At 65.7% G+C, this 20,951-nt stretch carries 21 protein-coding genes; 12 read left to right on the top strand and 9 right to left on the bottom strand.

Annotation, left to right across the window (positions count from 1 at the left end; translation table 11 throughout):
- Positions 1 to 42 precede the first annotated feature (42 nt).
- The 3 genes from LRA87_RS12130 to crtY form a co-directional block, all read right to left on the bottom strand.
- Complete coding sequence (locus LRA87_RS12130; RefSeq protein WP_230632272.1) at positions 43 to 621, bottom strand: septal ring lytic transglycosylase RlpA family protein; 579 nt, start codon at positions 619 to 621, stop codon at positions 43 to 45.
- A 142-nt stretch (positions 622 to 763) separates the two neighbouring features.
- Positions 764 to 2,242 (bottom strand): phytoene desaturase, encoded by a 1,479-nt coding sequence (locus LRA87_RS12125; RefSeq protein WP_230631719.1) that lies wholly within the window; start codon positions 2,240 to 2,242, stop codon positions 764 to 766.
- Positions 2,243 to 2,267: 25 nt separating this feature from the next.
- Positions 2,268 to 3,434 carry a lycopene beta-cyclase CrtY gene (crtY, locus tag LRA87_RS12120; RefSeq protein ID WP_230631718.1) on the bottom strand — a complete coding sequence of 389 codons (1,167 nt, stop codon included), beginning with the start codon at positions 3,432 to 3,434 and terminating at the stop codon, positions 2,268 to 2,270.
- A 108-nt stretch (positions 3,435 to 3,542) separates the two neighbouring features.
- Here crtY and LRA87_RS12115 point away from each other — a divergent pair, with 108 nt between their 5' ends.
- From LRA87_RS12115 to LRA87_RS12100, 4 genes are all read left to right on the top strand, one after another.
- A complete protein-coding gene (locus LRA87_RS12115) occupies positions 3,543 to 4,046 on the top strand; it encodes a GNAT family N-acetyltransferase (protein WP_230631717.1) in 504 nt (167 codons plus the stop codon).
- A gap of 250 nt (positions 4,047 to 4,296) precedes the next feature.
- Positions 4,297 to 5,106, top strand: coding sequence for a sterol desaturase family protein (locus tag LRA87_RS12110; protein WP_230631716.1), 810 nt, complete (start codon positions 4,297 to 4,299; stop codon positions 5,104 to 5,106).
- Positions 5,069 to 5,461 carry a DUF2141 domain-containing protein gene (locus LRA87_RS12105; protein WP_230631715.1) on the top strand — a complete coding sequence of 131 codons (393 nt, stop codon included), beginning with the start codon at positions 5,069 to 5,071 and terminating at the stop codon, positions 5,459 to 5,461. The genes LRA87_RS12110 and LRA87_RS12105 overlap by 38 nt, the downstream gene beginning before the upstream one ends.
- Before the next feature lie 67 nt (positions 5,462 to 5,528).
- The gene (locus tag LRA87_RS12100) at positions 5,529 to 6,404 is read left to right on the top strand and encodes a MipA/OmpV family protein (protein WP_230631714.1); all 876 of its coding nucleotides are present in this window, start codon (positions 5,529 to 5,531) and stop codon (positions 6,402 to 6,404) included.
- A 21-nt stretch (positions 6,405 to 6,425) separates the two neighbouring features.
- Here LRA87_RS12100 and LRA87_RS12095 read toward each other — a convergent pair whose 3' ends face one another.
- Together LRA87_RS12095 and LRA87_RS12090 are read right to left on the bottom strand one after the other, a co-directional pair.
- Positions 6,426 to 7,130 (bottom strand): anti-sigma factor, encoded by a 705-nt coding sequence (locus LRA87_RS12095; RefSeq protein WP_230631713.1) that lies wholly within the window; start codon positions 7,128 to 7,130, stop codon positions 6,426 to 6,428.
- A gap of 16 nt (positions 7,131 to 7,146) precedes the next feature.
- A complete protein-coding gene (locus LRA87_RS12090; protein ID WP_230632270.1) occupies positions 7,147 to 7,665 on the bottom strand; it encodes a sigma-70 family RNA polymerase sigma factor in 519 nt (172 codons plus the stop codon).
- A 275-nt stretch (positions 7,666 to 7,940) separates the two neighbouring features.
- On the opposite strand from LRA87_RS12090, the gene LRA87_RS12085 reads away from it, so the two are divergent.
- The 4 genes from LRA87_RS12085 (at position 7,941) to LRA87_RS12070 (ending at position 12,452) form a co-directional block, all read left to right on the top strand.
- Complete coding sequence (locus tag LRA87_RS12085; RefSeq protein ID WP_230631712.1) at positions 7,941 to 8,954, top strand: ferritin-like domain-containing protein; 1,014 nt, start codon at positions 7,941 to 7,943, stop codon at positions 8,952 to 8,954.
- 14 nt (positions 8,955 to 8,968) lie between these two features.
- Positions 8,969 to 10,081, top strand: a complete 1,113-nt coding sequence (locus LRA87_RS12080; RefSeq protein ID WP_230631711.1) for a ferritin-like domain-containing protein — start codon at positions 8,969 to 8,971, stop codon at positions 10,079 to 10,081.
- Between the two features lie 223 nt (positions 10,082 to 10,304).
- On the top strand, positions 10,305 to 11,405 hold the full coding sequence (locus LRA87_RS12075; protein WP_230631710.1) for a ferritin-like domain-containing protein: 1,101 nt from the start codon (positions 10,305 to 10,307) through the stop codon (positions 11,403 to 11,405).
- Positions 11,406 to 11,465: 60 nt separating this feature from the next.
- A complete protein-coding gene (locus tag LRA87_RS12070) occupies positions 11,466 to 12,452 on the top strand; it encodes a ferritin-like domain-containing protein (RefSeq protein WP_230631709.1) in 987 nt (328 codons plus the stop codon).
- Here LRA87_RS12070 and LRA87_RS12065 read toward each other — a convergent pair.
- Positions 12,393 to 13,574 (bottom strand): hypothetical protein, encoded by a 1,182-nt coding sequence (locus LRA87_RS12065; RefSeq protein ID WP_230631708.1) that lies wholly within the window; start codon positions 13,572 to 13,574, stop codon positions 12,393 to 12,395. The genes LRA87_RS12070 and LRA87_RS12065 overlap by 60 nt on opposite strands.
- A gap of 315 nt (positions 13,575 to 13,889) precedes the next feature.
- Here LRA87_RS12065 and thiC point away from each other — a divergent pair, with 315 nt between their 5' ends.
- Positions 13,890 to 15,788, top strand: coding sequence for a phosphomethylpyrimidine synthase ThiC (gene thiC, locus LRA87_RS12060; protein ID WP_230631707.1), 1,899 nt, complete (start codon positions 13,890 to 13,892; stop codon positions 15,786 to 15,788).
- A gap of 66 nt (positions 15,789 to 15,854) precedes the next feature.
- Positions 15,855 to 16,742, top strand: a complete 888-nt coding sequence (locus tag LRA87_RS12055; protein WP_230631706.1) for an HrgA protein — start codon at positions 15,855 to 15,857, stop codon at positions 16,740 to 16,742.
- An 8-nt stretch (positions 16,743 to 16,750) separates the two neighbouring features.
- Here LRA87_RS12055 and LRA87_RS12050 read toward each other — a convergent pair whose 3' ends face one another.
- Both LRA87_RS12050 and LRA87_RS12045 read right to left on the bottom strand, forming a co-directional pair.
- A complete protein-coding gene (locus tag LRA87_RS12050) occupies positions 16,751 to 17,017 on the bottom strand; it encodes a Txe/YoeB family addiction module toxin (RefSeq protein ID WP_230631705.1) in 267 nt (88 codons plus the stop codon).
- Positions 17,014 to 17,268 (bottom strand): type II toxin-antitoxin system Phd/YefM family antitoxin, encoded by a 255-nt coding sequence (locus tag LRA87_RS12045; protein WP_230631704.1) that lies wholly within the window; start codon positions 17,266 to 17,268, stop codon positions 17,014 to 17,016. The genes LRA87_RS12050 and LRA87_RS12045 overlap by 4 nt, the downstream gene beginning before the upstream one ends.
- A 55-nt stretch (positions 17,269 to 17,323) precedes the next feature.
- Between LRA87_RS12045 and LRA87_RS12040 the strand changes: the two genes are divergently transcribed.
- Together LRA87_RS12040 and LRA87_RS12035 are read left to right on the top strand one after the other, a co-directional pair.
- On the top strand, positions 17,324 to 17,809 hold the full coding sequence (locus LRA87_RS12040) for a GNAT family N-acetyltransferase (protein ID WP_230631703.1): 486 nt from the start codon (positions 17,324 to 17,326) through the stop codon (positions 17,807 to 17,809).
- Between the two features lie 117 nt (positions 17,810 to 17,926).
- A complete protein-coding gene (locus tag LRA87_RS12035) occupies positions 17,927 to 18,070 on the top strand; it encodes a hypothetical protein (RefSeq protein ID WP_230631702.1) in 144 nt (47 codons plus the stop codon).
- A 4-nt stretch (positions 18,071 to 18,074) separates the two neighbouring features.
- Here LRA87_RS12035 and galA read toward each other — a convergent pair whose 3' ends face one another.
- The gene (gene galA, locus LRA87_RS12030) at positions 18,075 to 20,930 is read right to left on the bottom strand and encodes a beta-galactosidase GalA (RefSeq protein WP_230631701.1); all 2,856 of its coding nucleotides are present in this window, start codon (positions 20,928 to 20,930) and stop codon (positions 18,075 to 18,077) included.
- Positions 20,931 to 20,951 lie beyond the last annotated feature (21 nt).

Raw genomic sequence — 20,951 nt, 5'->3', positions numbered from 1 at the left:
GCCGCTACGCCGATGCGCCGATGCGGGCAAGATCGTCGCCGATCATCGCGTGCTGTTCTGCCAACGATAGCGCAGCGCGGCGAGGTCGGCCGGCGATGCATCGGCTCGGGTCGCCGCTGCCTTGCCGTCCCGCAACCGCGCCCGGTCACGCTCCGGCGGATCGACCCGCCGCACTCGCACGCCCGCCGTTCCCACTACGCGAATGCCGAGTAGTGCCGCCGCACCACGCGACAGATCGACGATCCGCCCGCGAGCAAACGGCCCGCGATCGTTGATGCGGACCAGGATCGTGCGGCCGGTCTCCAGCGAGGTCACCTCGACATAGCTTGGCAAAGGCAGGGTGGTATGCGCGCCGGTGATCGCCTTGGTCCGGAACTTCTCGCCGTTAGCGGTCTGATTGCCGGACTCATTGCCGTACCAGCCGGCGAGCCCGACCTCGTCATAGGTCGGTGCGGCGGCGGGCGTGTAGGTGATGCCGCGGACGGTATAGGGGCGCCCGATCTTGACGGGAAAGTCGCTCACCGGCCGGTAACGTCCCCCGCATGCGGCGAGTGCGAGCATGAGGGGGGCGAGTGTGATGAGCCGTCGGGCGCCGCGCCAATCACTCAGATCGTCATGCATCATCGCGCCCCTCCCGTCATCCCGGCGAACGCCGGGACCCATGGACGCACGCGGTAGCCGACGCGCGCACCGCTAAGTCACCGCATCCACGGGTCCCGGCGTTCGCCGGGATGACGGAGAAGATGGCGTGAAGTAGCCGATCTCACCTTCCTCCCCCCAGCATCAACGCCGCGGTCGCCTTCGCACTCCCCACCACGCCGGGAATTCCCGCGCCCGGATGCGTCCCCGCACCGACGAAATACAGGTTGGGGATCGCATCGTCGCGATTGTGCACGCGGAAATACGCACTCTGCGTCAGCACCGGCTCCAAGCTGAACGCGCTGCCCAGATGCGCCTTCAGGTCGGTGGCGAAATCGTTCGGCGCATAGCTGAACTTCGTCACGATCCGCTCGTGGATATCGGGGATCAGCCGCCGCCCGACCTCGTCGAGGATACGCTTTTCCAGGATCGGCCCGACCTCGTCCCAGTTCACCGGGAACTTGCCCATGTGCGGCACGGGCGCCAGCGCGTAGAAGGTCGAATGCCCCTCCGGCGCCATCGACGGATCGGTGACGGTCGGGTGGTGCAGGTACAGCGAGAAATCCTCGCTCAACACGCCATGGTCGTAGATGTCCTCCAGCAGCCCTTTGTAGCGCGGTCCGAACAGGATCATGTGGTGCGGAATGCCCGGCCACGCGCCCTTGATCCCGAAATGCACGACGAACAGCGACGGCGAATAGCTCTTGCGCTCCAGCCGCGTCTTGGTCCGCTGCGCGCTGCGCGACGTCGACAGCAGGTCGCGATAGGTGTGCATGATGTCGCTGTTCGCCGCGACCGCATCCGCTTCCGCGGCCCAGCCGCTTTCGCAGCGGACGCCGGTGACGCGGTCGCCCAGCGTCTCGATCGCGGCGACGGGATCGCCCAGCCGCAACGTGCCGCCGATCCGCTGGAACTGCGCGACCATGCCCGCGACCAGCCGGTTGGTGCCGCCCTTGGCGAACCACACGCCGCCGTCGCGCTCCAGCTTGTGGATCAGCGCATAGATCGCGCTGGTCGTCATCGGATTGCCGCCGACCAGCAACGTGTGGAAGCTCAGCGCCTCGCGCAGCTTCTCGTTCTGCACGTATTTGGACACGATCGAATAGACCGAGCGCCACGCCTGGTACTTGGCCAGCGCCGGCGCCGCCTTGATCATCGATGCGAAGTCGAGGAACGCGACATGGCCGAGCTTTTCGTATCCCTCGCGGTACACGCCCTCGGCATATTCCAGGAACTTGTTGTAGCCGGCGATATCGGCCGGGTTCAGCTTGCCGATCTCGCGATGCAGCATCGCCTCGTCATTGGTGTAGTCGAAGTTGGTGCCATCGGGCCAGTTGAGCCGGTAGAACGGCGTCACCGGTTCCAGCTGCACGTCCTCGGCCATGTCGCGCCCGGTCAGCGTCCATAGCTCCTGCAAACAGGCGGGATCGGTGATGACCGTCGGACCGGCGTCGAAGGTGAAGCCGTCCCGCTCCCAGTAATAGGCGCGGCCACCCGGTTTATCGCGCGATTCGACGATGGTGGTGGCCACACCGGCCGATTGCAGCCGGATCGCCAGCGCCAATCCGCCGAACCCCGCTCCGATGACGATCGCCGACTTCATATTCGTTTCCATTCCTGCCGGTGGCTCACCGCCACGCCGTCGTCCGCAACACCTTGATCGCACGCCCCACCGGCACCGGTGGTTTGCCCGTCAAAATCCGCGCCTTGTCCTTGAAGCTGGATCGCCCGGCATAGAAGCGGGTGATCAGCATCGGGTCGAGGCGGTAGAAGCGCTCGATGATACGCCAACGTTCCGCCGGATCGCCCGCGCGGAACATCATCGCGTTGAGCATGCGATAAAATCCGCCGCGCTTCCATGCCGCCCGCGCATAATCGTGCGTGAACCGCGCCAGCGCCGCGCCCGACAGGTCGCCCTCGCCGGCCAGCCTGATCGCGAGCCGCACCGCATCGGGCAGCGAATAGCCGGTCGCGGGCTGGAACAGCCCCGCGCGCATCCCCGCCTTGGCGACATTGGCGCCGGTCGAGCGCCAATAGGCCTCGAAATCGCCGCCCAGCGTGATCGGCAGCACGCCCGCCTCGCCGCGCACGACGTCGTCGACCTGCCAGCCCCGCGACTTGGCATAGTCCGCGATCCGCACGCCGATCGCCGCGCCGTCCAGGTCCGGCGTGTCGCTGTAATAGGTATCCTCGACGAACATGCTGCGCTCGGTGAAGGGCAGGCAATAGACGAAGCGATAGCCGTCGATCTGTTCGACCGTCGCATCCATCACCCGCGGCCCGGTTTCGCCATGCGGCTCGGCCAGCGCCAGCTCCTGCCCGACGAATTTCTGCCAGCCGAGTTCGAGCACGGCGAGGTCGCCGGGCCCGCGGCAGTCGATGACACCCTTCGCCTCGATCCTGTCGCCATCCGCCAGCACCACAGCAGTCGCCGACGTGGCCAGCACCTTGCGGCCGAGCATCGCTGCGCCGTCCGGCAGCGCGGCGCGCACCACCGCATCCATCCGCTCGCTGGTCAGCGAATAATAGGTCGCATCGATCTGCCGGCCGAGGTTCGGAAAGGCGACGTCGTAGCCGCGCCACGCATGGACCACCAGCGGCGCGATCAGCCAGCGGTTGCCTTGCGAGACATCGCTGCCGAAGAACGACCAGACGTGATCGCCGCCCAGCGTCTCCGCCGCATCGACGATCCGCAGATCGAGGTCCGGGTGTTTCGATCGCAACGCGAGCGCGATCAGGCCGCCGGCAAGCCCGCCGCCGACGATCGCCACATCGCAAGGGATCGTCCTGCCCATGGTGCTGCGCCTAGCCGAAAGCCCGTGCGGCGAGAACTGGTTTCGCGTGGACAAATTGTCTCACCGTGCTTGTCCCACCGCGCCACGATCTGGCCTATGGCCCGGGCCATGACCGCACCCACGCTTACGACCGACCGGCTGATCCTCCGCGCGCACGGACCGGACGATCTCGATGCCCTGACCGCGATGTGGAACGAGCCCGCCGTCTACCGCATGATCGGCGGCGAACCCCGTTCGCGCGAAGAGGTCTGGATCCGCCTGCTCCGCTCCATCGGGCAATGGCAGGCGTTCGGCTATGGCAGCTGGGTGGTGTGCGATGGCCCGGCCGTCATCGGCGAGATCGGCCTGATCGAGGCTCGGCGTGCGATCGACGCGCCGCTGACGCTGCCGGAAGTCGGCTGGACCTTGGCCCCCGACGCGCACGGCAAAGGCTACGCCTACGAAGCCCTGACCGCTGCCCTCGCTTGGGCGGACCGGCAGGGCATCACCCGCACGACATGCATCATCGACCCGGCCAACGCCGCATCGCGAAAGCTGGCAGCGAAGATCGGCTACACGCACGTCCGGGATACGACGTACAAAGGTCACCCGGTCCACGTACTGGAGCGATAACCGTAATTCCTCCTTCGCTTCAGCGGGTGGTGTAGGGGGCGTTTCCGCAAGCGACGCGGTTCATAGCGTACCTCCCCCTCCGTCACGGCTTCGCCGCGCCACCTCCCCCTCGCGGGGGAGGAATGAACGGACGGCCACCCAATCCGCTACCAACAGCAGCGGAACCGTCAATTCCTCCCTCGCGCGGAGGAGGAACGACGAGCAGACCACCCCATATCCTCCGCACCCACAATCCGCTAAAGCCGCGGTCATGCTGCTCGCCGTCACCCTGTCCGCGCTGGCAATGACGCTCATCGTCGGCGTGCGGTACCTGATCGTATCGGGCGCGTTCGCCGCAGCGACGCGAGTCAGGCACCCCGGTCTCTACACGGGCCTCGACGCGCAGATGCGGCGCGAGGTCGCGTGGAGCCTCGCATCGGCCGCGATCTATGGCATCCCCGCCGGCGTGCTGGCGTGGGGGTGGCGGGCGCATGGCTGGACACGGGTGTATACGGACCTGCACGACTGGCCGCTCTGGTATCTGCCGGTGTCGGTCGCGCTCTACCTCATCCTGCACGATACGTGGTTCTACTGGACTCACCGCTGGATGCATCGGCCGGCGGTATTCAAGGCGGCGCATGCGGTCCACCACGCCAGCCGCCCGCCGACCGCATGGGCGGCCATGGCGTTCCATCCGCTGGAGGCAGTGACCGGCGCTGTGGCAATTCCGCTACTGGTGCTGGCAATTCCGATCCATGTCGGCGCTCTGGGCTTCGTGCTGACGGTCATGACGGTTATGGGCGTCACCAATCACATGGGTTGGGAGGTTTTCCCAAGGTTCATGTGGCGGGGGCCATTGGGGGGATGGTTGATCACCGCCAGCCACCATCAACGCCATCATGAACAATATGGGTGCAATTATGGGCTCTACTTCCGTTTCTGGGATCGCCTGTGCGGCACCGATCGCGGCATCGGCGACTTCGCCCGGTCGCATGCCAAAGTGGCGGCTGCCCGTACGGATCGCGGCCCTGTTGCCCGTCGCGATGCTGGCGCTGGGCGCGGCGCCGATCGCGCGGCTTGATGTAGGCGTCGATCACATGCGCTCGGCCAAGGGGCTGCTGCGCGTCTGCCTGACCGCCGATCCGGACAATTTCCCCGCCTGCGTCGACGATGCCGATGCGATCACCCGCACGGTTCCGGCGCGTGCACATGCGATGCGGTTCGAAGGCCTGCCGCTCGGCACCTATGCAGTCGCGGTGATCCACGATGAAAACAGCAATGCCAAACTCGATACCTTTGCGGGAATTCCAAAGGAAGGCTTTGGTTTTTCGCGCAATCCCGTGATCCGCTTTGGCGCGCCGCGCTTCGCCGCTGCCCGGTTCGCCGTCTCCGGTGATGCAAATCAGCAACAGATCACGATGCGTTACATCTTCTGATCGATCGGACCGGATAATATCGGACCGAACCGCGTTACGGCCACGTAACAGGTTTGGAGCCTCTTCTTTGTCCGCCAAGATCCTCATGTCGCTGGCATTCGCCACGGCTGCCATCACCGCCACCCCCGCGATCGCGCAGGATGCGGGTGCGCCGCCCGCTTCCGGCGCAATTGACCGGTTCGACGTCAATGCCGATTCGATCACGATCGGCGGCGGTGGTGTGTACCTGACCGACTACGAAGGCTCGAACGACTATCGCTGGACGCCCGCGCCGGCCGCGATCGGATCGGTCAAGGGCTTCGGCTTCACGCTCGCCGGCAACCGGCTGAGCGTCGATCTGATCCCCAACGATCCGAATTCGACGATCGATATCCAGGCTGGCCCGATCGGCGTGGTCAATTTCAATCGCAACAATATCGACAATATCGAGGACCGTCGCGTCCGCGCGCTGGGCGAGATCAAGACCGCGATCGAACTCGGCGGCTATATCGGCATCGGCAAGACCGGCGTCATCACCAGTCCGTACGACAAGCTGTCGGCCACGATCAGCTATCGCCACGATGTCTCCAATGCGCACGACAGCGGCATCTGGCAGCCCAGCGTCAACTATCTGACCCCGCTCAGCACCAAGGCGGCGGTCGCTCTGTTCGCGACCGCGGAGCGCGCCGGGCGCGGCTATGGCACGACCTATTTCTCGGTATCGCCGACGCAATCGGTCGCGAGCGGCCTGCCGACCTACAGCGCACGCGGCGGGTGGAAGAACTATACGCTCGGCGGCCTCGCCACCTATTCGCTGACCGGAAACCTGCTGAAGGGATTCAAGCTCGTCGCGGGCGGCACCTATCGCCGTATGCTCAACGACTTCGCCGACAGCCCGCTGGTCAGCATCGCGGGCTCCAAGAACCAGTGGCTGGGCGCGGTGGGGCTGGCTTACACCTTCTGATCCGGCCCCCGGTCGTCCCGCTCAGCCGCTGAGTTTGCCCGCAGCGACGACAGGACCGGTCGGCGCACCGGTCGGCGAGCCGCCGGCGGGCTCGATCGAGATCGCCAGCACCGTGTCCGCTGCCATCGCCGGCCGTAAGCCCGCCGGTATGGCAAGCTCGGCGCGTGTGGCATCGGCGATCACGCCGAGCGAGCGCGGGGCTGCGGTGCCGACGATCGCCCACACCTCGGCCGAGCGGCCGGCGGGAACGTCGACCGTACCGGCGATCCGCACCGTGCCGCGCAGGGGATCGTAAGCCGCGGCGACCGGCGTGCCCGTGCCGGTCGGCGCCATGGCCGCGATCAGCGGTGCGGGGCCGGCGACGGGCACGGCGATCCGCACCGGCTCCGGCGCAGGCTGCAGCAACAGCATCGTCGTCACCGCCAGTAGCAGGCAGGCGGCAAGGCTCGCCACCAGCGCCAGCGTCCGCCAGCGCGCGTGCCAGCGCGCGTGATTGTCGTTCGCTGCAGTCATCGCGCCGCCGCCCGACGCATCCAGCGACGCCTCGATCCGTGCCGCCAGCGCCGCCGGTGCCTCGACCGCGGGCCAGTCTGCGAACAAGGCGGACAGCCAGTCGCGCCACCGCTCCACCTCCAGGGCAAAGTCGGGTTCCTCCACCAGCCGGCGCAGCGCCGCGTCGCGCTCGGCGCCGTCGAGCAGCCCCAGCGCCAGTTCGGCGGCCGTCATGTCCGGGAGGAGATCGTCAGGCGTCGACATCGAGACACCTCCGCAGCGCCAGCAATCCGCGACGGACCCAGGATTTCATCGTGCCCAGCGGCACCGCCTGCCGCTCGGCCAGTTCGGCATAGGTCAGGCCGCCGAAGAACGCGCTGCGGATCGCGCCGCGCTGGCGATCTTCGATGCCCTCCAGGCAATGATGCAGCCGGGCGTTGGCCTCGTCGGCGAGCAGGACGTCGTCCTGCGCCGGATGGCCGTCGGAGATCGCATCCGCTTCCTCGATCGCGACGCTGCGGGTCCGGCCCTGCCGTCGTCGCCAGTCGATCGCCCGGTTGCGCGCGATCGTCGCCAGCCACGAGATTGGGCTCGCGCGCCCCGGCTGATAGGCGCCCGCTCGGTTCCAGATCGTCAGATACACATCGTGCAGCACGTCCTCGGCACCCTGCCTCTCGCCGCAGATACGCAGGCAGATGCCGAAAAGCTTCGCAGAGGTCATCGTATAGACGGTGCGAAACGCGTCGCGATCGTCTTGTCCGGTACGCATCAGCGCATCGACCAATGCCGCACGGGCAGAATTGCGGCTGATTTCGTCGTCTTGCTGCACAAGTCCTTGGCTAACGACACTTCGCGCAAGCGGCAACACGACATTGCGAAAACTTCGCTTTCCCCCGCATTGCAGCACGGAAATGGCAATATTTCTTTTTGTGGCGCGGCATCCTTCCGTCTCACCGCACGTACCTGATCGAGGTTAACCGGATACGGCTGTCGACGTGACGCCGCGATGACGGAACGACCGGACAGGTGAGGGAGGTTTCCACCATGACCCAGACGGACCAGATTATCGAGGCGTTCGACGCCCGCGCGAGGCGGCGGGAAGAACGTCGCGGCTTTTTCACCAACGTGATGGGCATGGCGGCGGTGGCGACCGCAGGCGCGGCAGCGATGTCGATCGCAAACGAGGCGCAGGCGCAGACGACCGGTCCTTCGGAAGTCGACGTGTTGAACTTCGCGCTCAACCTCGAATATCTCGAGGCGCAATTCTACAGCTATGCATCGACCGGCGCGGGCCTGCCGAACAATCTGCTGACCGGCGGCGTCGGCACGCAGGGGGCGGTCGTCACCGGCACCGGCACCGGCTCGGCTCGCCGGGTCAACTTCACCGATCCCGCGATCGCCGCCTACGCACGTGAGATCACGCAGGACGAGATCGCACACGTGACGTTCCTGCGCGCCGCGATTCGCGGCACCGGCACCAGCGATGCGCTGATCGCCGCACAGCCCGCGATCAACATCTCGGGCGCAGCCGGTGGTGCGTTCGCAGCAGCGGCAGCCAGCACGACGCCGGCCCTGACCGGTTTCGATCCCTATGCCGACGACAACAGCTTCCTGCAGGCGGCCTTCATCTTCGAGGATGTCGGCGTCACCGCCTACAAGGGTGCGGCCGGCGCGCTGATCAACAACAAGACCTATCTCGAGGCGGCCGCCGGCATCCTCGCGGTCGAGGCATATCATGCCGCCATCGTCCGTACCGCGCTCTACGCCCGCGGCCTGACGATCCCGGCACTGCGCACCAACACCGAGACGATCTCGAACCTGCGCGATTCGGTCGACGGCACCACCGACCTCGACCAGGGCGTAAATCCGACGACCGTATCGGGCCAGACGGTGTCGAACATCGTGCCGCTGGATACCAATGGTCTCGCCTACAGCCGTACGCCGGCGCAGGTGCTGAACATCGTCTACCTCAATCCCCGTTCGGTGACCGCGGGCGGGTTCTTCCCGAACGGCATCAACAACGGCAACACCGCGATCCGCTCCAGCGGCGCGAATTGAGGGGAGCGATCACCATGACTCACGAAACATCGATCCTCGAGATCATCGAAAAGACGACGGCCCGCCGCAACGCGCGCCGTGCCTTCATGAAGACCGCGGTCGGCGGCGTCGCCGCAGTCGGCGGCCTGTCGATGCTCGCCGCCTGCGGTGACGACGACGCCATGTCGACGCCGTTCCCGACGCCTACACCCACGCCGGCCGCGGTCAGCACCGATGTCGCGGTCCTCAACTTTGCGCTCAACCTCGAATATCTCGAGGCGCAATTCTACAGCTACGCCGCATTTGGCATGGGCCTGCCCGCGGCATCGCTGACCGGTACCGGGACCCAGGGCGCCGTGGTGACCGGGTCGGGTGCGGGCTTCCCGCGCGCGGTGGACTTCACCGGCGATCCGCTGATCGGGCAATATGCCCGCGAGATCGCCTATGACGAGATCGCGCACGTCAACTTCCTGCGCACCGCGCTCGGGTCGGCGGCTGTGGCACAGCCTGCGATCAACATCTCGGGTACGGCGGATGGCGCCTTCTCGGCGGCGGCGCGTGCGGCGGGCGTGATCACGGGGGCGACGGCGACGTTCGATCCGTATCTCAATCCGACCAATTTCCTGCTCGGCGCGTATATCTTCGAAGACGTCGGCGTCACCGCGTACAAGGGCGCATCGCCGGTCATCTCGGCGATGTATCTCGACGCGGCAGCGGGCATTCTGGCGGCAGAGGCGTATCACGCAGGTCTCGTTCGTACGATCCTGTATGCGCGCGGCGTCACCAACCGCGATCTCATCACCGCGGCGCAGCAGATCTCGAACCTGCGCGATGCCGCCGACGGCACGGCAACGGGCACTCTGGCGGGCGGCACCACGCCGACCGCGGGCAGCGCCTCGCCGGATGGTACGACCGCGACGGCGGGCGATATCGACCAGGGGATCGGCGGCACCAACATCGGTGTGCTGGCGACTGGCGTGTCGAACATCGTACCGACCGACGTCAACGGGCTCGCCTTCAGCCGCTCGACGCAGCAGGTGCACAACATCGTGTATTTGAACGCGACCGGCGCGAACCGCACCAGCGGCGGCTTCTTCCCGGGCGGCACCAACAATCCCAACCCGGCGTTCACGGTCGGCCTCGGCTGATCTCAGGCCTTCGCCGCGCCACCCTCCGGGCGCGACGACGATCGATCCTCCTTCGATGCTTCCGGCATCGGGGGAGGATTTTTTGTGGGAGCGTCCATCGCTTCCGCCATCCGATCGACCGATTTCCGGTATGCGCGGGGTTGACGCATCGGGTCGGATGCGGAACGGCACCGCCATGATGGACGGCCCGCCAGCCGTCCGCGCGATGGGGAGAACCCGAGTTATGACCGCCCGAACCGATATCGACACTGCCGCCCTGACCGGTGTGCTCGACGCCCGCGTCGCACGCCGTGAACAGCGTCGCGACTTCTTCAAGACCGCGATCGGAGCGATGGCTGTCACCGCCGCGGGGGCTTCGGCCCTGACGATTGCGGATCGTGCGCAGGCGCAGACGACCACCGCCTTCACCGACGCGGACATCCTCAACTTCGCGCTCAACCTCGAATATCTCGAGGCGCAATTCTATGCCTATGCCACCACGGGCGCGGGCTTGCCCGCCAATCTGCTGACCGGTGCCGGCACGCCCGGCGCGGTGCGTGGCGGTGCCGCCGTCCCGTTCAGCGATCCGGTGATCGCGCGTTACGCTCGTGAAATCGCCGCCGACGAACTCGCGCACGTCGCCTTCCTGCGCAACGCACTCGGCGCCACCACCGCCGTCGCGCAGCCGGTGATCGACATCTCGGTCGGTCCAAACAGCGCCTTCTCGGCCGCCGCCGTCGCTGCGAAGATCATTACCGTCGGCCAGACCTTCAACCCTTATGCGAACGATGAAAGCTTCCTGCTCGGCGCGTTCATCTTCGAGGATGTCGGCGTCACCGCCTATAAGGGTGCGGCACCGCTGCTGACCAAAACCTACGTCGAGGCTGCGGCCGGCATTCTGGCGGTCGAAGCGTATCACGCCGCGACGATCCGCACGGAATTGTACCGCAAGGGTATCGTCGCCGGATCGACGCTGATCACGCAGGCCGGCGGTATTTCAGACGCGCGCGACAGCCTCGACGGCGGTACGGAGATCGATCAGGGCATCGCCCCCGGGGTCACCGCCGCCCCCGGTCAGGTCATCCCGGCCCCGACGCCGACCGCGACCGCCACGGCGACCCCGACGCCCACGCCCACGCCCACGCCCACGCCCACTGCGACGGCGACCCCGGTGCCGACCTTCCCGGTGTCGAACATCGTGCCGACCGACGCCAACGGCATCGCCTACACCCGCACCCCCAATCAGGTGCTCAACATCGTCTATCTCAATGCGGCGGCGACGAGCGCGGGCGGGTTCTTCCCGTCGGGGCTCAACGGCACGATCCGGGCGGCTACCGCCTCCTGATCGCGCCGCGACGTTTTCCGTGAGCCTTCTGGTTTCTTGAGTATTCTGGGGATTGACCCGATGACCGACCTTCCCACCGACACCGTCCTCGATGCGATCGCCGATCGCCGTGCCGAACGCCGCAACTTCCTGCGCTACGCCGGCGGCGCCGCGGCATCCGCCGGCGGTCTCGCGCTGCTCGCTGCCTGCGGCGGTGACAACGACGACGGCAATGCGACGCCCAGTCCGACGCCGACCGCCAGCTCCAGTGCGTCTGCGGTCGACGCCAACGTCCTGAACTTCGCGCTCAACCTCGAATATCTCGAGGCGCAATTCTACAGCTGGGCGGCATTCGGCCAGGCGCTGCCCGCCGCGCTGACCACCGGCGTCGGCGCCACCGGCACCGTCACCGGCGGCGCCGCCGTTCCCTTCTCGGACCCGATCGTCGCGCAATATGCGCGTGAGATCGCGGTCGACGAGGTGCAGCACGTCGCCTTCCTGCGCAACGTCCTGGGCGGTTCGGCCGTGGCGATGCCTGCGATCAACATCGCCGGCGATGCGACCGGCGCCTTCACCGCTGCGGCACGCGCGGCCGGCGTCGTCGGTGCGACGGGCGTGTTCAATCCCTATGCCGACGACATCAGCTTCCTGCTCGGCGCCTACCTGTTCGAGGACGTCGGCGTGTCCGCCTACAAGGGTGCAGCCTCGCTGATCACCAACAGGACGTTTCTGGAAGCGTCGGCCGGTATCCTCGCCACCGAAAGCTACCACGCCGGCCTGATCCGGTCGGTGCTGTACCGCAAGGGTATCGACGCTCCGGCGATCTTCACCAATGCGCGCCTGATCTCCGACGCGCGCGACGGGCTCGATGGCAGCGCCGACATCGATCAGGGCATCGGCGATGCGACCACCGCGAACATCGTGCCGGCCGATGCGAACGGCCTCGCCTACAGCCGTTCGACGGGACAGGTGCTCAACATCGTCTATCTCAACCGGGCGGCCGTCTCGTCAGGCGGGTTCTTCCCGGCGGGGATCGCGGGCAACATCCGCACCTCCGCCGCCAGTTGAGCCGAAACCGGCACCTCGCTCCCGTCGGGGCGGGGTGCCGCTATCCTGCACCTTGGGGTGCGCGGTCTTGCCGGTGGCGGCTGGACCATCCTCGCCGTAGAAGACCTCGGCCCGCTTCGACAGCCATTGCGCGACCCGGTCGGAAAACATGCCCGCGAGCACCCCGATCGCGCTGAACGCGCGGAAATTCGCGCTGTCGTCGGCAAAGTCGTTGTTCGTCCCCAGCACCGCGGTGCCGCCGCCCAGCACGATATACACGCACACCGCGATCAGCCCGCCGAGCAGGATGCGCTCGCCGTAATTGCCGCCGGGCCGGCTCAGCATCAACGGCGAGTTGGGATAGACCACCAGTACCAGCGTCAGCAGCAACGCGCCGAACGTGCCGGAAAAGAACGCCATCACGATTTGCAGCAGCGCAGGCGGAAACTGAACCAGCAGCGCACCCCCCAGGATCGGCCGCGTCCTCAGCATCATGATCGGCGCGAACGGGATCTCCAGATCCTGCGCGCTGTTACGGAGCGTATTCAGCCGCGTCGCCTCTGCCCGGGCGAGATCGACATCCGGCATCGTGGCCTGCATCGTGGCCCATGCCGTCAGGATCGTACGGCCAGCCATCTCCAAACTGTGGCGCGTCTCCAGTGCCGCTCTTGCCTCGGTCGTATCCGCCGCGGGCACGGCAGCGTTCACCACGCATCGATCGATCCGCGCCATGACCCGATCGATCGTGTTGGGCTGAATCGAGGTTGAGGCGGCCAGCCCGCAATATCCCGATGTGACGATCGCCTGAACCGGCTCTACAAGGCTCTCGAACGTGTTCATCGCCAGTTCTCGTTGCCGTTTCAGTGTCGCGACATCGCGTTCCAGCCTGCGCGCTTTGGCTTCCTGTCCCGCAAAGGCGGCCTTCGCCGTGTACGCCGTCTCCAGCCGGGCATAGGCACTGCTATAGTCGATCCGCGGCGTGTGATCGGCGAGGCGCGCGGTGACCAGGGATTGCGCCGCCGAACTCATCAGCACCACGACGAATGCATAGGCGAGCAGCATCGCCGCCACCAGCCGTACCGTCGCCGATACGCTCGGCCTGACGATCTCGAAAATCCGCAGCCATACGTCGCGGCTATCCACCTGTTCCATATCGCTCCCCCCCAAACGCCCCGCATGCATGCTGTCATCGCCTGCGCGAGTGGACAAGGGATCGGGTCCGATCCGGATCAGACTCGAATTGGCTTTCCCGTCAGGTGCGAAGCGCGTACAACCGCTCATCCCCGGGGGAGCGTCGATCCACGCTTGAGAGGAGGGCAGGGCCCCTATGAAAGTGATACTTTCATAGGACCCTAAAGGAGCCCTCGACCCGCTGAACCTGATCCGGTTGACACCGGCGGAGGGAGGGAGCGGTTTTCACCCAGGAACCGCCCGCTCTCCGTACCTTGGAGAGACGATATGGCCGACGTACCAGCCCGCACCGAAATCGGCGTCACCACCGGACCGATCCGCGGATCGAAGAAAGTCCATGTCGGCCCGCTCGGCGTCGCCATGCGCGAAATCCATCTCGACCCTTCGTCGGGCGAACCCCCCTTGCGCGTCTACGACCCCTCCGGTCCCTATACCGACGCCAACGCCCGCATCGACATCATGGCCGGCCTGCCGCAGCTCCGCCGCCAGTGGATCGAGGCACGCGGCGATGTCGAGGCGTACGACGGCCGCGAACTCCGCCCCGAGGACAACGGCCAGCTCGGCCCCGACCGCTCCGGCGGCGTCCCCCAATTCCCCAACCCGATCCGCCGCCCCTTGCGCGCCAAGCCCGGCATGAACCTCAGCCAGATGCATTATGCCCGCCGCGGCATCATCACGCCCGAGATGGAATACGTCGCCACCCGAGAGAATCTCGGCCGCGAGATGCTGAAGGATTACAAGCGCGACGGCGAAAGCTTCGGCGCGTCGATCCCCGACTACGTCACCCCGGAATTCGTCCGCGACGAGATCGCGAGGGGCCGCGCGATCATCCCCAACAACGTCAACCACCCCGAATCCGAACCGATGGCGATCGGCCGCAATTTCCTGGTCAAGATCAACGCCAACATCGGCAACAGCGCGGTCGCCAGCAACGTCGCGGCAGAGGTCGACAAGCTCGTCTGGTCGATCCGCTGGGGCGCGGACACGGTCATGGACCTCTCCACCGGCCGCAACATCCACGACACGCGCGAATGGATCATCCGCAACTCGCCCGTGCCGATCGGCACCGTCCCCATCTATCAGGCACTCGAAAAGGTCGGCGGCATCGCCGAGGATCTGACGTGGGAGGTGTTCCGCGACACCCTGATCGAACAGGCTGAACAGGGTGTCGATTACTTCACCATCCACGCCGGGGTCCGCCTGCCGTACATCCCGATGACCGCCAAGCGCGTCACCGGGATCGTATCGCGCGGCGGCAGCATCATGGCGAAATGGTGCCTCGCGCATCACAAGGAATCGTTCCTCTACGAACGCTTCGACGAGATCACCGAGATCATGAAGGCGTATGACATCGCCTACAGCCTCGGCGACGGCCTTCGCCCCGGCTCGATCGCCGACGCCAACGACGAAGCGCAATTCAGCGAGCTCTACACGCTCGGCGAACTCACCCACCGCGCCTGGGCGCAGGACGTGCAGGTCATGATCGAAGGCCCCGGCCACGTGCCGATGCACAAGATCAAGCAGAACATGGAAAAGCAGCTGGAAGTCTGCGGCGAAGCCCCCTTCTACACGCTCGGGCCGCTCACCACCGACATCGCGCCGGGCTACGACCACATCACCAGCGGCATCGGCGCTGCGATGATCGGTTGGTACGGCACCGCGATGCTCTGCTACGTCACGCCCAAGGAGCATCTCGGCCTGCCCGACCGCGACGACGTCAAGGTCGGCGTGGTCACCTACAAGCTCGCCGCCCACGCCGCCGACCTTGCCAAGGGCCACCCCGCCGCGCAGATGCGCGACGACGCGCTATCGCGCGCCCGCTTCGACTTCCGCTGGCGCGACCAGTTCAACCTGTCGCTCGATCCCGACACGGCGGAGGATTACCACGACCAGACCCTCCCCGCGGAAGGCGCAAAGACCGCTCACTTCTGCTCGATGTGCGGCCCCAAATTCTGCTCGATGAAGATCACCGCCGAAGTCCGCGAATTCGCCGCAAAGCAGAACGCGCCCGCCGACACCTTCCTCGCGGCGGACGACGCCGACGCCGACCGCGCCCTGTTCGCCAACGGCAAGGGTTCCGTCGCGGATGCCGAAGCCGGCATGGCGGAAATGAGCGAACGCTTTAAGGCAAAGGGAAGCGAGGTTTACCTGCCGGCGGCGGAGTAATAAGCTGATACGAACCGTCATGGTGGGGGTGGGCGATTGAATTTGCGAGAACGGGTTTTCGAATTTTTGAAGACCTACCCTGACCAGCGTTTCAAAGCTCGAGAGATCGCGGATTGGATCCATCGAACCTATCCGACGGAAACATTGGAAAAGATGGCTAGGAGCAGCTTTCTGGAAACAGAAACTGCGCTCATCAACCAGCTGGTTGCCGAGATCGGTGCCAATAGACCCGCTTGGCAAAACCGGTTCGGCAGTCTTCGAACGACCGAGGGGCGCCCTCGTCGGTACTACTGGACTGAAAAGACCGAAACTGAAGAAGTGAACGAGGCGGAAGGCGGTCAGCCTATCGCTATTGCGTTGCCGGTTGCCAGTTTGAGTGGACCACCAAAGCAACTTTTAGAGCGCGATCTCTATCCAACACTGATCGACTTTATATCGTCAGAAGTCGGAGCATCCGCCTTTCGGATCAATGAATCTTTGGCGTCGAACCGTCGGGGTCCCGGCGGCAACAAGTGGTTATACCCTGACATTGTCGCGATCGAAGCGCTTACATCGGAAATGAATAAGGAGGTTGTCGGGGCACTTCAACATAGTGGTGAGCGGCGTGCCAGATTATGGTCGTTCGAGGTTAAAAGACTGCTCAACCGATCCAATGTACGCGAGGCGTATTTTCAGGCCGTATCGAATTCATCATGGGCTAGCTTCGGATATTTGGTTGCTGCTGAGATAGAGGGCGCTGATACGTTACAAGAAATTCAGATGCTGTACTCCGTGCATGGCATCGGTCTGATCGAGCTGGACCCCCATAGCCCGACAGAAAGCATTCTCCGTATACCCGCAAGAGAGAGACTTTCTATTGAGTGGTCGATGTGTAGCAGGCTAGCGGATGAGAACCGTGATTTTTCATCGTTCATGCGCCGGCTGCGGCAGTTCTATCAAACCGGCGATCTATAACTGTCGGATCAATAATGATACCGACACTGCGCGACCTGCAACTCCTGCTCCGCGCCGCTGCCGGTCACCCGATACACCAGTCGATGCTCCTGATTGATCCGCCGCGACCACCAGCCTGACAGATTGCCGCCGAGCGGTTCGGGCTTGCCGGTCCCCTTGAACGGGTAACGCCGGCATTCCTCGATCAACGCGTGAAGCTTGTCGAACAGCTTCGGCTCGTCGGTCCGCAGGGCGACATATTCCGCCCAGGACCGCGACGAAAACCGAACGTTCACGGATGGGTCAGGTCGTGAACCTCGCCCCCGCCGGCGTCCAGTTCGGCAATGCTCTCCATCAATCGCTGCGCATTCTTGGGCGAGCGCAACAGGTACAGCGTCTCCTCGATCGACGCCCATTCGCTTTCCGAAATCAGCACCGCGCCCTCGCCGCGCTGGCGGGTAATCGCGATCGGCGCGCGATCGGCGACGACCTTGTCGATCATCGATTTCAAATTCTCGCGTGCCTCAGAATAGGTGACGGACTGCATGGCCAGAACATGGACAACAACTTGTCCAATGTCAACCAACCCGCTACCACCCCCCATGCAAATCCTCCCCTACACCGACACTCTCGCCCCCCACTTCGCCACGATCAACGCCGCCTGGATCCAGGATATGTTCGTCCTCGAGGATCACGACCGCCACGTCCTCGCCCATCCGCGCGAAGCGATCGTCGATCAGGGCGGCGTCATCCTCTTCGCCGCCACCCCCGACGACGCGATCATCGGCACCGGAGCCCTGATGCCGACCGCCCCGGGAGCGTACGAACTCACCAAGATGGGCGTTCTCGCCGCCGCGCGCGGCACCGGTGCCGGCGCAACCCTGCTCGCCGCGCTGATCGAACGCGCCCGCGAGCTGCCCGGCATCGACACGCTCTACCTGCTCACCAGCCGCAAATGCGCCGCCGCGATCCACCTCTACGAACGCGCCGGCTTCGTCCACGACGCCGACATCATGGCGCGCTTCGGCCATGCCTATGTCCGCTGCGATGTCGCGATGCGCTACCCGCTGGAGCGAACGTGGGACTAAGCGGCCGTGGATGTCGTCGCGCCACGGCAATGCCGCAGATTATCGAAGATTGACGAGCGGTCCGATACCCGATTGTTCATACGACGAACCAGCGGTATTTGCAGACGAGCTCCCAAAATGCGTTTCTTCGACTACCTTGGCCATGCGACACAGGCGCCGGGTACGACGGGGCGGGTGACCACCGGCATGAAGGCAAGCATCGGCGGCGCTCGCAGTCCATATGCCCGAAGCATCGTGATGCACGTCAACCACGAGCGCTGACTGATTACGGAGCGACCGTCACCGTGCCCGCCAGGCCGAAGCGAGCGGACGATCCATGCGTATCGAACACGATCTGTACCACATGGTCGCCCGGACCAGCGGATAGTGGGGTCACGCAGCGTTCGGTGCCGTGGCTGGACTTGGTGTGGACCAATGTGCCGTCGACCCAGATCTGTGCAGGTCCCGCCAGGGCTGCAAACACGATCCGTCCGCCATTGGCAGCGACCAGACGACGCGGCGTAAAGGACACATAGAACAGGACATAGCGCCCGTCGGGTGTGCCAATCTCCGTCGAACCCGGTTTCAGCCAGCCCCAGCTGTTCATGTCCCCCTCGCCGATGCGATGCCGAAGATCGGGTGGTGAGGCAGAGGGCGGCGCCTGACGCCATTCGGTAAGGATTTGACGTCCGTCCTGCGGGGCAACGGTGTTTTGCCTCGGCGCCGTGACCGCCAGCACCGCGCTGGCGGGGCGCAGGCCATCCGCTTCTGCCGTCAGCTGCAAACGCGCCACATCGCCCGCCTGCACCAGGACTTGCGCGAGACCGCTGAACAGACGACGGGTGGCGGTGCGTCCGCCATCGCCGGGCAGGTCGCTTTCGTGACTGTTCGGATCGCCGTTACCGACGCCCAGGATCGTGCCGCCTTCGACCTGGAAGCGGATCGCTGTGCCTGCGCCGGGTACCGCCCTGCCGCGCGCATCGACCGCATCGACCGTTACCGGGACGGTGTCGCGTCGATCGCCCGCCAGCGTCGACCGGTCTGACGTCAGGCGCAGCGCAACCGCAGGACCGGCCGTGTCGATCCGGCGATGCGCGACAGCGCGCTTGCCGCGATAGGCGATCCCTTCCAGCCGGCCGGGCGTATAGGGCAGGGTGATGCTGGCCATGGCGAAGCGGTCGTTCGGTACATCGGCGACGATACGGCCATTGAGGCGCAGCACGACACGATCGGCATTGGTGATCGCCGTCAGCGTGATCGGCTGGCCCTCATGACCCGGCCAGGTCCAGTGCGGTGACAGCTCGAGCATCGGCGGGTCGGTCCACAGGGCGCGACGGATGTGGAACGCGCTCTTGGCGAAGCCGCAGAGGTCCATCGCGCCGAACGATGCGCCGACGCTGGGCCATTCGAACGGTGTCGGCTCCCCCCGGTAATCGAACCCGGTCCAGACGAAGCCCCCCGCCATGAACGGACGCCCGGCGATCGATCGCCACGCCGCGCGATGGTTGAGACCCCAGCCGGCATGCTCGCTGTCATCATCGGCCAGCACGTGCGCAGTGCGATCGGTACGCAGCGCGCCGCGGGTCATGTAAGCCGACGTATCTTCGGAGCTCAGGAGCGGCCGGCCGGGATAGTTCGCATGATAGCGGTCGTATTGCGCGGTGCCGTAGTTGAAGCCGACGACGTCGAGTTTATCGGCGATATTCGGGGATGCGAACATCGCGCCGTTGAGCGCCGCGGTGATCGGGCGAGCGGGGTCCAGGGCGCGGACGACAGATTTCATCCGTCGAAACATCGCCACGCCCAAAGCACTCGATTGCAGCGATTCCTCGTTGCACAGCGACCACAGGATTATGCTGGGATGATTGCGATCGCGGCGAACCAGCCATGCCAGGCGCTCCAGTGTGTCTTCGGCGGCGCTCAGTTCGCGATGCTCGTCCATCACCATGATGCCGATCCGGTCGGCGGCGTCGAGCAGTTCGGAGGCGGGAGCATTGTGGGCGCAGCGCAAGGCGTTGGCCCCCATCGCCTTCAGCCGGCGCAGCCGATAGTCCCACAGACTGTCGGGCACCGCCACGCCGACACCGGCATGGTCCTGATGCGCGCACACTCCTTTTATCTTGAGTGGTTTGCCGTTGAGGAAGAAGCCTTTGGCGGCATCGAAGCGGATGGTGCGGAACCCCAGCGCGGTGTCGACGGCATCCTCGATCTGGCCGGCGCGCAGCAGCCGTGTTTCGAGCTGATACAGCGCGGGCGTGTCGGGTGACCAGAGTTGCGGATCGGCGACCGGCAGCGATAGACGCGCGACGGCGACGGCATCGGCGGCAATGACGACGTCGGTTTGCGACCGGGCGACGGCGCGGCCGGTCGGGTCGGTCAGGATCGCCTCGATCGTTACCGTTGCGGATGACAGCGCGCTATTGACCACCGTCACCGCCACCGGAACGTGCCATGCGCCGCCCTGTCCGCGGGGGTCGGCGTGGATGCCGTCGGTGGCAATGTGAGTGCTGGGCCGCTTGATCAGCCAGGCGTGGCGGTAGAGGCCCGCGCCCTCATACCACCAGCTTTCGGTCGCATCCGCGTCGACACGGATCGCAATCGTGTTGAGATCGTCACCAAACAGCGCGAAGGCGCCGAGGTCGATCGAGAAGCCGGTAAAGCCGCTAAAACTGCGATGCGCGAGCGTCCCGTTGATCCAGATCGTCGCATGCGTGGCGATGGCGCCGAATTGTAGTTCGAGGTGGCGGTCGCGATCACCGGCGTCCAGCGCGAACGTACGGCGATACCAGCCGATGCCGCGACGGCGGAAACCCTGATCGATGTTCGCCGCGCGGTCGAACGGCTGGCCAAGCGCCCAGTCGTGGGGAATCGCGACGACCGGCCAGCCGCTATCGTCGTAGTCGCTCGCCGCCGCGCCGGCTGCATTGCCTGCCTTGCCGTTGGCATAAGCGGCTTCATGATCGAGGATCGGCGGGAACGGAATGTCGCCCTCGTGGAAACGCCAGCCCTCGTCGAACGACAGCCGTTCGCGTGGCGAGTCGGCGATCGGAGGGGGCGTCGCCGTCACCCTGCTGCCCCCCGCCGCCAGTCCGCCGAACGCGGCCGATCCGGCGATGAAGCCGCGGCGCGTTGGCGGCATCATCGGCGACCCCCGTGCGGCACG

This window comes from Sphingomonas sp. Leaf37, from assembly GCF_920939475.1.
In the GTDB taxonomy this organism is placed as follows: domain Bacteria; phylum Pseudomonadota; class Alphaproteobacteria; order Sphingomonadales; family Sphingomonadaceae; genus Sphingomonas.
The sequence above is the reverse complement of the archived record's forward strand: the minus strand, read 5'-3'. Positions and strand labels throughout refer to the sequence as shown.